This is a genomic window from Streptomyces sp. NPDC048419, from assembly GCF_043200415.1.
Lineage (GTDB): Bacteria > Actinomycetota > Actinomycetes > Streptomycetales > Streptomycetaceae > Streptomyces.
Genome location: NZ_JBICXT010000002.1, coordinates 544,209 through 557,096, shown reverse-complemented (window position 1 = coordinate 557,096; position 12,888 = coordinate 544,209). Strand labels below are relative to the sequence as shown.

The 12,888-nt window shown below is 71.1% G+C and carries 11 protein-coding genes; 9 read left to right on the top strand and 2 right to left on the bottom strand.

All coding sequences use genetic code 11. The annotated features are described in order from the left end of the window. Positions 1-396: 396 nt before the first annotated feature. From ACGFYN_RS06445 to ACGFYN_RS06410, 8 genes are all read left to right on the top strand, one after another. Complete coding sequence (locus tag ACGFYN_RS06445) at positions 397-1,602, top strand: ROK family protein (protein WP_393864612.1); 1,206 nt, start codon at positions 397-399, stop codon at positions 1,600-1,602. A gap of 239 nt (positions 1,603-1,841) precedes the next feature. After that, positions 1,842-2,906: an ABC transporter substrate-binding protein gene (locus ACGFYN_RS06440; RefSeq protein WP_393864611.1), complete on the top strand. Its 1,065-nt coding sequence runs from the start codon at positions 1,842-1,844 to the stop codon at positions 2,904-2,906. A gap of 5 nt (positions 2,907-2,911) precedes the next feature. Further along, the gene (locus tag ACGFYN_RS06435; RefSeq protein WP_393864610.1) at positions 2,912-3,769 is read left to right on the top strand and encodes an ABC transporter permease; all 858 of its coding nucleotides are present in this window, start codon (positions 2,912-2,914) and stop codon (positions 3,767-3,769) included. Beyond that, positions 3,745-4,458 (top strand): ABC transporter ATP-binding protein, encoded by a 714-nt coding sequence (locus tag ACGFYN_RS06430; protein WP_393864609.1) that lies wholly within the window; start codon positions 3,745-3,747, stop codon positions 4,456-4,458. The genes ACGFYN_RS06435 and ACGFYN_RS06430 overlap by 25 nt, the downstream gene beginning before the upstream one ends. 67 nt (positions 4,459-4,525) lie before the next feature. Then, positions 4,526-5,869 carry an LLM class flavin-dependent oxidoreductase gene (locus ACGFYN_RS06425; RefSeq protein WP_393864608.1) on the top strand — a complete coding sequence of 448 codons (1,344 nt, stop codon included), beginning with the start codon at positions 4,526-4,528 and terminating at the stop codon, positions 5,867-5,869. 12 nt (positions 5,870-5,881) lie between these two features. Next, the gene (locus tag ACGFYN_RS06420) at positions 5,882-6,778 is read left to right on the top strand and encodes a TauD/TfdA dioxygenase family protein (protein WP_393864607.1); all 897 of its coding nucleotides are present in this window, start codon (positions 5,882-5,884) and stop codon (positions 6,776-6,778) included. Between the two features lie 121 nt (positions 6,779-6,899). After that, a complete protein-coding gene (locus ACGFYN_RS06415; RefSeq protein ID WP_393864606.1) occupies positions 6,900-8,303 on the top strand; it encodes an amino acid permease in 1,404 nt (467 codons plus the stop codon). Between the two features lie 105 nt (positions 8,304-8,408). Continuing rightward, positions 8,409-9,056, top strand: a complete 648-nt coding sequence (locus ACGFYN_RS06410; protein ID WP_393864605.1) for a superoxide dismutase — start codon at positions 8,409-8,411, stop codon at positions 9,054-9,056. Between the two features lie 125 nt (positions 9,057-9,181). On the opposite strand, the gene ACGFYN_RS06405 is transcribed toward ACGFYN_RS06410, so the two are convergent. Further along, entirely contained in the window at positions 9,182-9,802 is a 621-nt protein-coding gene (locus tag ACGFYN_RS06405; protein ID WP_393864604.1) for a histidine phosphatase family protein, read from the bottom strand. After that, on the bottom strand, positions 9,799-11,271 hold the full coding sequence (locus tag ACGFYN_RS06400) for an FGGY-family carbohydrate kinase (protein WP_393864603.1): 1,473 nt from the start codon (positions 11,269-11,271) through the stop codon (positions 9,799-9,801). Before ACGFYN_RS06400 ends, ACGFYN_RS06405 begins: the two co-directional genes overlap by 4 nt. A 189-nt stretch (positions 11,272-11,460) precedes the next feature. Between ACGFYN_RS06400 and ACGFYN_RS06395 the strand changes: the two genes are divergently transcribed. Beyond that, the gene (locus ACGFYN_RS06395; protein ID WP_393864602.1) at positions 11,461-12,885 is read left to right on the top strand and encodes an ABC transporter substrate-binding protein; all 1,425 of its coding nucleotides are present in this window, start codon (positions 11,461-11,463) and stop codon (positions 12,883-12,885) included. The last annotated feature ends 3 nt before the right edge of the window (positions 12,886-12,888 follow it).

Genomic DNA, 12,888 nt, shown 5'->3' with positions numbered 1-12,888 from the left:
GCTATCCCAGCGGTCCCGGGCCGATCACCGTCAGCGATCGACAAAGGCTGGACGGCGGGCTTGGTGGGCTCCGGACAAAGGATGCGGCTTACACGGGCTTCGGCGTGACGCCGGTCACGGAGGCAGCGAGGCCGGGCTCACCTGGCGGGGCGGGGGCGGGTCTGTAGGGTCCCGCCAAATGAATCCTAGTGGTCTGGCCGGATTCACCTTTCCCGGTCTACCCTTCCAGCCATGGTTGCCCAGGCCCGGAACTTCACGTCGCGTCGCTATGTCGACCTGCGACGCCAGGGCGCGGCCACCTGTCGCCGCACGCGAGTCATCACCATCGCGTGAGGCGGGCTCCGGCGCGCCTCGGCCTCCGAGACGTGTCGGCCCCGTTCCCCTGGACGGTCTTCCATGCCCCGCACCGCGGCAACCCCGGTCATCTCCCCCTCCATCTCCTCCTCCCCCGCCCCCGCTTCCCGGCGCCGGACGAGCGCGAGCGTCGTCCTGCGGTCCGTGCTCGACCACGGCCCGGTGGCCCGCAGCACGATCGCCCGGCTGACCGGCCTGTCCCCGGCGTCGGTGACGGACTACTGCGCCCGCTTCACCGAACTCGGCCTGATCCGCGAGGCGTCCGTGCCCCGGCGCTCGAACGGGGTCGGTCGCCCGCACGTCCCCGTCGACCTGGACGACACGCGGTTCGTGGTCGGCGGGGTGCATGTGGCCGTGCCGTACACCACGGTCGCGCTGCTCGATCTGCGCGGCCGGGTGGTGGCCCACCGTGAGCTGAAGCACGAGCACAGCGAGCCCGGCCGGGTGCTGGCGCGGGCCGCCGACGGACTGACCGCGCTCCTGGCCGGCCTCCCCGGCTGCCGGCCTCTCGGCGTCGGCGTGGCCGTCGGCGGCTGGGTGGACCGCGCGTCCGGCACGGTCGTGGAGCACCCGCTGCTGGGCTGGCGGGACGTGGCGGTGCGCGAGCTGTTCGCCCGGCGCACCGGGCTGCCCGTCCATGTCGACGGCCACGCACGGGCGTTGGTCAACGCGGAGCGGCTGTTCGGCCTCGCGCGGGACAGCCGGAGCGTGCTGCATCTGTTCGTCGGGAACGTCGTCGACGCGGCCTTCGCCACCAACGACGAGGTGCACCACGGTCCCCGCTCCCAGGCGGGCGCGATCGCCCATCTGCCCGTACCCGGCGGCACGGAGTCCTGCGACTGCGGGCGGACCGGCTGCCTCCAGGCCGAGTTGAGCGAGCGGACGCTGTGCCGCCGGGCACGGGAGGCGGGCCTCGTCGACGGCACGAACCCCATGCACGTGGTCACGGCGGCGGCGACGGGCGACCCGGAGGCGGCCCGGCTGCTCGTGGAGCGGGCGCGCGCCGTCGGGCGGGCGGCCCGGCTGCTGCTCGACGTGCTCAATCCGGAGACGGTGGTCGTGACCGAGGTCGGGATCATCCACCGGGAGGACTGCCTGATCGCGCTGCGCGAAGAGGTCGGCGACCTGCGTGCCGCCTGCGTCGTGCCGACGAGTTTCCCGGAGACGGTGCTCGCGGTGGCAGGCGGCGCGGTGGCACTGGATGTGCTCTACCGCGATCCGCTGGCCGCGTCACCTCGCCTTATTTAATTCAGCAACTCACAATGTTGACAAGGGTCGTGAATAACGGGGAACATCCTGCTCATGAGCCTGTTCGTGAGCTGTCGCACCCTTTGTTGCTGACACGTTGCCGCGTGTGAAGCGCTCATTTCATTCTGCGTAAATCCTGCGCGAATCCTGTACCGATCCCGCGTGCGTTCCCTTTTCCCGGCCTTCTCGGGCCCGGAATTCCGCACGCGTTCCTCGTTCTCGATCCATGGAGTTCTCCCATGCCTGCATCCCCTGTGCCGGGTGTCGACAGACGGCTCTTTCTCACCTCGCTTCTCGGTGCCGCGGCCGGTGTCGCCGGACTGAGCGGCTGCGCGAACGGAAGTGCGGCCGCCGAGACCAAGGGGGCCTCGTCCGCGCCATTGGCCCGTAAGGTCCCGGCCGGTACGAGCCTGAAGATCGCCTCGTACCAGAGCGTCCAGCAGGTCCAGTTCCGGCTGGCGAAACTGGACGTGCCGTTCAAGGTGTCGAACTGGCTGAACATCGGCGCGGGCCCCGATGTCATCAACGCCTTCCGCGCCAAGTCGCTCGACCTCGCCAACAACGCGGGCATTCCGCCGATCCAGGCGCATTACCAGGGCTTCGACGCGAAGATCGTCGCGATCAATCTGACCCGGAAGCCCAACTACCTGTTCGCCACCAAGCCGGGCAGCGACATCCGGACGGTCGCGGACTTCAAGGGCAAGAAGCTCGCCTTCTCGCAGGGCCAGGCCCAAGGGGTGGTGCTGCTGCGGGCGTTGAAGAAGGCGGGCCTCGCCTACGACGACGCCCAGCTCGTCCCGCTGACCAGCAACCAGTTCCTGACCGCCCTGCAGTCCGGCCAGGTGGACATCGCACCGCTCGCCAACAGCCAGGCGCCCGCCTATCTCCAGCAGTACGAGTCCAAGGGCGCCCGCGTCATCACCACGGACGTCGTCGACCTGCTCAACCTGCTGTGGGCGCCGGTCACCGTACTGAACGACCCCGCCAAGGCCGCCGCGGTCGCCGCGTACATCCCCGCCTGGGCCAAGGGCCAGGTGTGGGCGTACGAGCACCCCGACGCCTGGAACGAGCAGTTCTACGTCAAGACGCAGAACCTCACCCTCGCGCAGGCGCAGGGCATCACCGAGCTCGCCAACAAGCCGCTCTTCCCGCCCGGTTGGACCGAAGCGATCAAGTGGGAGCAGGAGACCGCCGATCTGCTCGCGGAGGGCGGCTTCGTGAAGAAGTTCGACGTCTCCTCGCTCTTCGACCACCGCTTCGAGGACATCGCCGCCAAGGCCGTACCGGCGGAGTACCGGAGGTGACCGCCATGACCACCACGACCACCACCACGTCCACCACCGCGCCGGTCACGGACCGCAAGGGCGGCCACCGGCCACGACGGCGGCAACGGCGCGGCCTGTCCCCCGGCCGGCCGCTGCCCGCCTCGGGCCTGATCGGTCCCGCCCTCCTCGTCGGGCTCTGGGCCGCCGCGTCCGCAGCTGGGCAGCTCGACACCGGTGCGATCCCGGCTCCCTGGACGGTTCTGGGGACGGCCGGCCGGCTGTGGAGCGCCGGGACCCTGCCCACCGACATCCTGACCTCGCTGGAGCGGGCCGCGTACGGCTTCGCGATCGGCCTCACCGCCGGGGTCGTGCTCGCGCTGGCGTCCGGGCTCAGCCGGGTCGGCGAGGCACTGATCGACGGGACGGTGCAGCTCAACCGCGCGATCCCGACCCTGGGCCTGATCCCGCTGTTCATCCTGTGGCTGGGCATCGGCGAGACGTTCAAGATCGCGATCATCGCCATCGTCGTCTACATCCCGGTCTATCTGAACACGCACGCCGCGCTGTCCGGCATCGACAGCCGTTTCGTCGAACTCGCCGAGGTGCAGGGGCTGTCCCGGCTCCAGTTCGTCCGCCAGATCGTCATCCCCGGCGCGCTGCCCGGATTCTTCGTGGGACTCCGGCTCGCCGTGACCGGCTCCTGGCTGGGCCTCGTGGTGCTGGAGCAGATCAACGCCACCAGCGGGCTCGGCTACATGATGTTCCAGGCCCAGAACTACGGCCAGTCGGACGTCATCCTCGTCGGCCTCCTCGTCTACGGCGTCTTCGGTCTGATCTCCGACAGCGCGGTCCGTCTCGTCGAACGGAGGGTGCTGTCGTGGCGCCGCACACTGAGCAGCTGACCCGGCCCGCCGTCCAACTGCGCGGCCTGACCCGCTCGTTCGAGGACCGCACGGTGCTCGACGGCATCGACCTCGACATCCCCGCCGGGCAGTTCGTGGCCCTCCTCGGGCACAGCGGATCCGGCAAGTCCACGCTGCTGCGGGCGATCGCGGGCCTGGACCACAAGGTCGCCGGGAGCGGGCAGCTGACCGCCCCGGAGCGGGTGTCCGTGGTCTTCCAGGACTCGCGGCTGCTGCCGTGGCGGCGGGTGCTGGACAACGTACTCCTCGGTCTCGACGGCAAGGAGGCGGCGCAGCTGGGGCGCGAGGCCCTCGCCGAGGTGGGCCTCAAGGGCCGTGAGCGGGCCTGGCCGAACGAGCTGTCCGGCGGCGAGGCGCAGCGCGCCGCGCTGGCCCGCTCGCTCGTCCGCGAGCCCGAACTCCTGCTGGCGGACGAGCCGTTCGGGGCGCTGGACGCGCTGACCCGGATCAAGATGCACGGCCTGCTGCGCGAGCTGTGGCGGCGCCATCGGCCGTCGGTGCTGCTGGTGACGCACGACGTGGACGAGGCGATCGTCCTCGCGGACCGGGTGCTGGTCCTGGAGGAGGGCCGTATCGGCCTCGATCTGCCCGTCGACCACGAGCGCCCGCGCGACGCGTACCGGTCGCGGCTGCTGGCGGCGCTGGGGGTCACGGAGGACGCCGCGTGAACGCCGGAACAGAGCTGCCCGCCCCCCGCCGGAAAGACCCGCAAGACCGGAAAGAAACGGACACCGCATGACTCGCCGGCTCCACCTCAACGCCTTCCTCATGAACACCGGTCACCACGAAGCCTCCTGGCGGCTCCCGGAGAGCGATCCGTACGCGCACGTCGAGCTGGACCACTACGTCGGGCTCGCCCGGACCGCGGAGCGCGGCACCTTCGACTCGCTCTTCCTCGCCGACGGTCCGCAGCTGTGGAACAACATCGCGCAGCGACCCGCGGGCGCTCTGGAACCGCTCACCCTGCTGACCGCGCTGGCGACCGCGACCGAGCACATCGGGCTGATCGCCACCGCGTCCACCTCCTACAACTCCCCCTACAACCTGGCCCGCAAGTTCGCCTCGCTGGACATCATCAGCGGCGGCCGGGCGGGCTGGAACATCGTCACCACGGCGGGTGCCGAGGCCGCGCGCAACTTCGGTCTGGAGGCGGAGCCCGCGCACGCCGAGCGGTACGCACGCGCCGCCGAGTTCCTGGACGTCGCCCTCAAGCTGTGGGACAGCTGGGAGGACGACGCGATCGTCGGCGACAAGGCGGCCGGCGTCTGGGGCGACGACGCGAAGATCCACCCGCCCCGGCACAGGGGCACGTACTTCAGCGTCGAGGGCGCCCTCAACGTCCCCCGCTCGCCGCAGGGTTACCCGCTGCTGGTGCAGGCGGGGTCGAGCGAGGACGGCAAGGCGTTCGCGGCCCGCCACGCGGAGGCGGTGTTCACCGCCCAGCAGACCCTCGCCGACGCGCAGGCCTTCTACGCCGACCTCAAGTCCCGTACGGCGGCGGCCGGCCGCGACCCCGAGCACATCAAGGTACTGCCCGGGATCGTGCCCGTCATCGGCTCGACGGAGGCGGAGGCGCGGGCGAACGAGCAGCTCCTGGAGGACCACATCGTGCACCGGCACGGCGTGGACCGCCTGGAGCGGCTGCTCCAACTCGAACCCGGCACCCTGGAGTTGGACGCACAGCTGCCCGACAGCCTGCCGTCCGAGGACGCCGTGGAGGGCGCCAAGAGCCGCTACACACTCGTCGTCCGGCTGGCCCGGCGCGAACGCCTCACCGTCCGGCAGCTGATCGGCCGGCTCGGCGGCGGCCGCGGCCATCTCACCTTCGCCGGGACGCCCGAGCAGGTCGCCGACGCGATCGGGACCTGGTTCACCCAGGGCGCGGCGGACGGCTTCAACATCATGCCCGCCGTGCTGCCCTCCGGCCTGGAGACCTTCGTCGACCAGGTCGTCCCGATCCTGCGCGCCCGCGGCCTGCTCCGCAGCGAGTACGGGCCGCGCCGCACCCTGCGCGAGCGCTACGGCCTCCCCCGCCCCGCCAACCAGCACGTCCCGCCCGCCCAGCCCGCCCTCGTCTGAAAGGACCCGCACATGTCCGGCATCGAGATCCAGAAGGTCACCGCCCACATCGGCGCCCGCGTCCTGGGCGCCGACATCTCCCGGCCCCTCGGCGAGGAGACCGCCGCCGCGATCCGCGAGGCCCTCAACGTCCACAAGGCGCTCGTCTTCGACGACGTGAACCTGGACGACGACGGCCAGCAGGCCTTCGTCCGCCACTTCGGCGACATCACCACCGCGCATCCGACGGTCTCCTCCGTCGACGGGGTCCCGAACGTGCTGCCCGTCGACAGCGAGCGCGGGCGCGCCGCCAACCACTGGCACACCGACGTCACCTTCGTCCTCAACCCGCCGCAGGCCAGCACCCTGCGCAGCATCACGCTCCCGCCGTACGGCGGCGAGACGCTGATCACCAACTCGGCGGCCGCCTACCGCCAACTGCCGGACTCCCTCCGCCGGTTGGCCGACACCCTGTGGGCCGAGCACACCAACGACTACGACTACGCCGTACCGGAGGAGGACGTGGACGAGGAACAGGCCGCCCAGCGCGCCCAGTTCACCTCGATCAAGTACCGCACGGTCCACCCCGTGGTCCGCGTCCACCCGCTGACCGGTGAACGCGGGCTGTTCATCGGCGGGTTCGCCCAGCGGATCGTGGGCCTCTCGCCCGGTGAGTCCCGCAAGATCCTCGACCTGCTGCAGGCGTACGTCACCCGTCCGGAGAACATCCTGCGCCACCGGTGGTCGCCGAACCAGCTCGTCCTGTTCGACAACCGCATCACCCAGCACTACGCCGTCGACAACTACGACGGGCTGCCGCGCCGGCTGCACCGGGTGACCGTCGCCGGTGACGTGCCGGTCGGCATCGAGGGCAAGGAGAGCTACTCGATCGAGGGCGACGCGTCGCACTACACCTCCGTGGCCGCGTAGCGTCTCGATCACTCAGTGTCTCCGGCGCGTCCGGATAGTGGGCGGCTTCTCCCTCCGAGCGGTGAGGCCGCCCACACTGTGGGCGTTTTTGCCCATCTCACGCATTGGACGAGCCGCGCCCATGCAGAACAGCACCACCACGGCCGACACGCCGTCGGCCCAGGCGGACACCGCCACCCTGTCCCACGGCCTCAAGCAGCGCCATCTCTCGATGATCGCCCTCGGCGGCGTCATCGGCGCGGGCCTGTTCGTGGGCTCCGGCGCGGGTATCGCCGCCGCCGGACCCTCCATCGTCATCGCCTACACCCTCTCCGGCCTGCTCGTGATGCTGGTGATGCGGATGCTCGGCGAGATGTCGGCCGCGTATCCGTCGTCGGGCTCCTTCTCGGCGCACGCCGAGCGTGCCATCGGCCCCTGGGCGGGTTTCACCGCGGGCTGGGCCTTCTGGGTCCTGCTCTGCACGGCCGTCGGTCTGGAGGGCATCGGCGCCGCGAAGATCGTGACGGGCTGGCTGCCGGGGACGCCCGAGTGGGCGTGGGTCGCCCTGTTCATGGTGGTGTTCTGCGCGACGAACCTCGCCGCGGTGAAGAACTTCGGCGAGTTCGAGTTCTGGTTCGCGGCCCTGAAGGTCGGCGCGATCGGCCTCTTCCTGGTCCTCGGCGTCCTGGCCATCGCGGGCGTGCTGCCCGGCACCGACGCCCCGGGGACCGCCCACCTCACCGGCGAGGGGGGCTTCCTGCCGAACGGCAGCGAGGGCCTGGTCATCGGCCTGCTCGCCTCGGTCTTCGCCTACGGCGGCCTGGAGACCGTGACCATCGCCGCCGCCGAGTCGGAGAATCCCGTCAAGGGCGTGGCGAGCGCGGTCCGCACCGCGATGTGGCGCATCGCGGTGTTCTACATCGGCTCCATGGCGGTCATCGTCACCCTCGTGCCGTGGGACTCCGAGGCGGTCGTCGAGGCCGGCCCCTACGTCGCCACCCTGCGACAGCTCGGCATCCCGGGCGCCGGGCAGCTGATGAACGTGGTCATCCTCGTCGCCCTGCTGTCCGCGATGAACGCCAACATCTACGGCTCCTCGCGCATCGCCTACTCCCTGGTCGAGCGCGGCCAGGGCCCGAAGGCGCTGGGCCGGGTCTCCGGCGGCGTCCCGCGCCTTGCGGTCCTCACCTCCTCGGTCTTCGGCTTCGTCTGCGTCGTGCTCAGCTACTGGCGTCCGGACGACGTCTTCCCCTGGCTGCTGAACATGATCGGCGCGGTCATCCTCGTCGTCTGGATCTTCATCGCCGCCTCCCAGCTCCGCCTGCGCGCGCTCCTGGAACGGGAGGCCCCCGAGAAGCTCACCGTCCGCATGTGGGCCTTCCCCTGGCTCACCTGGCTCGCCCTGGCCGCCATGGCGACGATCTTCGTCCTGATGGCCCGCGAGCCGGACACCCGCGTCCAGCTCTACGGCACCGGCGCCATGACCGCGGTCCTGGCGGTGATCGGGTACGCGTGGCAGAAGGCGAAGGCGCGCACCACGGCCTGACCCGCCACCAGCTCAGAAAGGCCCCCGCGGTGCACCCGCGGGGGCCTTCTTGTTGTTAACGTGTACTTGCAAGTTCTTTGCAATAAGAGGTCGGAGGGGACCCCCATGCCCGTCTACACGCTTCCTGAGCTGCCGTACGACTACGCCGCGCTCGCGCCCGTGATCAGTCCCGAGATCATCGAGCTGCATCACGACAAGCACCACGCGGCATATGTGAAGGGCGCCAACGACACCCTGGAGCAGCTGGCGGAGGCGCGGGAGAAGGAGAGCTGGGGGGCGCTGAACGGGCTGGAGAAGAACCTGGCCTTCCATCTGTCGGGGCACATCCTGCACTCGATCTACTGGTGGAACATGACCGGCCCGAAGGAGGGCGGCGGTGAGCCGCTGGCGGCGGACGGGGTGGGTGAACTGGCGGACGCGATCGCGGAGTCGTTCGGCTCGTTGGCCGGCTTCAAGGCGCAGCTGACCAAAGCCGCCGCCACCACGCAGGGGTCCGGCTGGGGCGTCCTCGCCCACGAACCGCTGAGCGGGCGGCTCGTCGTCGAGCAGGTCTACGACCATCAGGGCAACGTCGGGCAGGGAGCGGTGCCGATCCTCGTCTTCGACGCCTGGGAGCACGCCTTCTACCTCCAGTACCGCAACCAGAAGGTCGACTTCATCGACGCCATGTGGGCCGTCGTCAACTGGCAGGACGTGGCCCGGCGTTACGCGGCCGCGAGGTCCCGGGCCGACGTGCTGCTGCCGGCGCCCTGAGCCGCCCGGCCACCCGGAAACGTCCTGCCTCGTGATCGTCTTCTCACCCTTCACCCGGCAGGCGGAATGACGGAGGCCCCCGCGAGGACATGACTCGCGGGGGCTTCCCATGCCCTGCGCCCGCCTTACCCGGGCTCCTGTTCGCACGGCACGTTCAGGGAGATCAGCCCGACCGAACCGGCCTCCACACGGAGTTCGGTGACGGCGGCGTTGCGCAGCCGCGGGAGCACGCGGCGGTAGTCGGCGAGCGGGATCGACACCAGCCGGCACAGGACCAGGCGCAGCAGGGTGTTGTGGGCGAGGACCAAGACGCGCCCGCCCTCGTGCGCGGCCGCGATGCGCCGCAGGGCACCGGCCCCCCGTTCGGCGGCCTCCGTCGGGTCCTCGGCGCCGGGAAAGGGGTGCGCCACCGGGTCGGCGCGGAAGGCCGCCGCCGCGTCGGGGTCCTCCTTCGCGAACTCGGCGAGCGTGCGGCCCTCCACCACCCCGAAGTCGCACTCCCGCAGGGCGTGTTCGCGGTGCGAGGTGAGCCCGAGGGCCCGGCAGGCGGGCTCGGCGGTGAGGATCGCGCGGGAGACGGTGGACGTCCAGATCGCGTCGACGGGATGGGCGGCGGCCCAGCGCCCGAGCGCCTCGGCCTGCGCGCGTCCCGTGTCGGTGAGGGCCACGTCGCTCACCCCGGCGTAGCGGTTCTCGGCGTGCCAGACGGTCTGCCCGTGCCGGGCCAGCAGCAGCGTCGTACTCATGAGTCCGAAGTATCGCGGTGCGCGGCGCCCTCCAGGGTCTGCCGGAGCCGGGTGCGGGCGTGTCCCGCCACCGCCGACGGGAGCCAGCCGCGGGCCGTCAGCTCGTCGATCAGACGGGCGTACGGCTCGGCGAAGCGGGCGGTGCGGTCGGAGCGCGGTTCGAGGCGGGTGCCGATGCGGACCATGCGGTCGGTGATGTCCACCAGGGGACCCGAGCCCGTCCCGTGCGCGGCCAGTGCGGCCATGCCCAGTGCCGGTTCGGTCTGCTCGGGTACGCGGGCCGGACGGCCGAGGATGTCGGTGCGCAGCTGGTTCCAGTACGGGCTGCGGGCGCCGCCGCCGGTGAAGGTGAGCGGGCCGTCCAGCGGGGCGCCCAGGTGGTGCAGGTAGTCCAGGCAGAGCCGTTCGGTGAAGGCGACGCCCTGGAGCAGCGCGGCCCACAGGTCGGCGTCGCCCGCCGGCTCGCCCAGCATCAGGGTGGAGGCGCCGGGCGCCAGGAACGGGAACCGCTCGCCGGGCGACACCAGAGGGTAGGCCACCGCGCCCGCGGGCTCGAACGCGGCCGCCCGCGCGTCCATCGCCACCGGGTCGGCGCCCGCGAAGACCGCGGTGAGCACCCCCGCGCCGACGCTCGACGCGCCACCCGGCAGCCAACTCCCGTCCGGCGCCCGGTGGTTGTAGACCACCCCGGACGGGTCGTGGACCGGCTCGGCGGCGGCGCCCTTGAGGACGAGGGTCGTGCCCAGCACGGAGTTCCAGGAGCCGGGTCGCAGCGCCCCGGACGCGATCTGCGCCGCGCAGCCGTCGGTCATCCCGGCGACGACGGGCGTGCCGGCGGGGATGCCGGTGGCTTCGGCCGCGGCCGGGCAGACCTCGCCGAGCGGGGTGCCGGGCCGGACGACGTCGGGCAGTGCCTCCCTGGGCAGGCCCATGACGTCCGGCCAGGCCTCCCGCCCGACGTCGTAGGCCGTCTTGAGGGCGTGGCTGGAGTCGGTCGGCACCGGCTTGCCGACGAGCCGCGCGGTGATGACGTCGGGCTGGTGGGTGATCCGCCCCCGCCCGTACTCCTCGACGAGCCAGCGTGCCTTCGGCAGCGCCCACGTGTTCTGCACGGCGAGGCCCGACTCCCGCGCCCGTGCCGCCTGCTCCGCGGCCCGCCCGTCGTCGTACATGAGCGCGGGGCTCAGCGGCCGTCCCGTCCCGTTCGTCAGCAGTACCGTCCCGGACGTCCCGCACACCGCGAGCCCGCCGATCCGCAGGCCCGCGACCGGGCCGAGCGCGGCCCGGGAGGCGGCACACACCCCCTGCCACCAGTCCCCCGGATCCTGCTCGTGCCGCTCCCGCTCGCGGCGCCCGCCGATCGGGGCCGAGCCGCCGCCGAGGACCGTGCCGTCCCCGGCGACGGCCAGCACGCGGACGCTCTGCGTACCGAGGTCGATCCCCAGCCACGCCTCCTGCTCGTCCCGCATCCCTGCCTCCCGGACATCTCGGACCGTCCTGTGAACTTCACGCCACTCTCCGATATTGACGCGTGGTTTTCGCTTGCGCGAGGGATTGACGCGCAACTTCCGCCGTTACACCCTCTGTTAACGAGTCGACTCGACGTGTTTCCCCCCACCGCCACAGCGCACCGGACCCGCCCCACTCGGAGGTCACGGATGGACACGCACGCGCACGACCGCAGACGCTTCCTCGCCCTCACCGCCGGGGCCGCCGCCACGCCCTTGCTGGCAGCCTGCGGCGCGGGTTTCGGCGGCGACGACGCCAAGAAGGGCGGTGGCTCGGCCGCGGACGACGTCACCGGCTCGTTCGACTGGAAGAGGGAGAAGGGCACGACGGTCAAGGCGCTGCTCAACAAGCACCCCTACACCGACGCCCTGATCGCCGACCTGAAGTCCTTCACCGCGAGCACCGGCATCAAGGTCGAGTACGACGTCTTCCCCGAGGACAACTACTTCGACAAGCTCACCGTGGACCTCTCCAGCGGGCGGGCCTCCTACGACGTCTTCATGCTCGGCGCCTACATGGTGTGGCAGTACGGGCCGCCCGGCTGGCTGGAGGACCTGGGGCCCTGGATGCGCAACTCCTCGGCCACCGGCGCCGAATGGGACCAGGCCGACTTCTTCCCCAACCTGCTCCGGTCCGACCAGTGGTCGCTGAAGGCGGGCGCCCCGCTCGGCCAGGGCGGCCAGTACGCGCTGCCCTGGGGCTGGGAGACGAACGTCGTCGCCTACAACACCGAGGTCTTCGGGAAGCTCGGCCTGAAGCCGGCGGAGACCTTCGACGACCTGCGCGAGATCGCCGGGGTCATCAAGAGGAAGGCGCCCGGGGCCGGTTACGACGGCATGTACGGGATCGCCGTGCGGGGCTCGCGCAGCTGGGCCACCATCCACCCCGGCTTCATGACCATGTACGCCCGCAACGGCCTGCACGACTTCACGGTGGAGGGCGGCAGGCTCAAGCCCGCCATGAACACCCCCGAGGCCGTCGCCTTCACCCAGGACTGGGCGGGCATGGTCAAACAGGGCGGGCCGCCGTCCTGGACGTCGTACACCTGGTACCAGTGCTCCAGCGACCTCGGCGCGAAGAAGGCGGGCATGCTCTTCGACGCGGACACGGCTGCCTACTTCCAGGCCGTGAAGGGGGCCAGTCCCGCCTCCGGGAAGATCGCCTTCCACCCCGGCCCGAAGGGGCCGGACGGTTCGCTCGCCACCAACATGTGGATCTGGTCGCTCGGCATGAACGCCAAGAGCAAGAAGAAGAGCGCCAGTTGGCTGTTCTTACAGTGGGCGACCGGTAAAGAGCACCTGCGCAAGGGCGCGATCGCCTACAACCACATCGACCCCGTGCGGAAGTCGATCAGCCAGGACGCCGCGTACAAGGACAAGATGCGGCATCTGCCGGGCTTCATCGAGACCTTCGAGACGGTCGTCGACCAGACGAAGATCCAGTTCACTCCGCAGGCGCAGTTCTTCGACGCCACCACCAGCTGGGCCGCCGCCCTCCAGGAGATCTACGGCGGCAAGAACGCCAAGTCGGTGCTGAACGGGCTGGCGAGCGACCTCGCCACCAAGGTGGACTGAGCG

Coding starts and splice junctions, on each gene's coding strand:
- ACGFYN_RS06445 (WP_393864612.1), top strand. CDS start 397: ATGCCCCGCACCGCGGCAACCCCGGTCATCTCCCCCTCCATCTCCTCC.
- ACGFYN_RS06440 (WP_393864611.1), top strand. CDS start 1,842: ATGCCTGCATCCCCTGTGCCGGGTGTCGACAGACGGCTCTTTCTCACC.
- ACGFYN_RS06435 (WP_393864610.1), top strand. CDS start 2,912: ATGACCACCACGACCACCACCACGTCCACCACCGCGCCGGTCACGGAC.
- ACGFYN_RS06425 (WP_393864608.1), top strand. CDS start 4,526: ATGACTCGCCGGCTCCACCTCAACGCCTTCCTCATGAACACCGGTCAC.
- ACGFYN_RS06420 (WP_393864607.1), top strand. CDS start 5,882: ATGTCCGGCATCGAGATCCAGAAGGTCACCGCCCACATCGGCGCCCGC.
- ACGFYN_RS06415 (WP_393864606.1), top strand. CDS start 6,900: ATGCAGAACAGCACCACCACGGCCGACACGCCGTCGGCCCAGGCGGAC.
- ACGFYN_RS06410 (WP_393864605.1), top strand. CDS start 8,409: ATGCCCGTCTACACGCTTCCTGAGCTGCCGTACGACTACGCCGCGCTC.
- ACGFYN_RS06405 (WP_393864604.1), bottom strand. CDS start 9,802: ATGAGTACGACGCTGCTGCTGGCCCGGCACGGGCAGACCGTCTGGCAC.
- ACGFYN_RS06400 (WP_393864603.1), bottom strand. CDS start 11,271: ATGCGGGACGAGCAGGAGGCGTGGCTGGGGATCGACCTCGGTACGCAG.
- ACGFYN_RS06395 (WP_393864602.1), top strand. CDS start 11,461: ATGGACACGCACGCGCACGACCGCAGACGCTTCCTCGCCCTCACCGCC.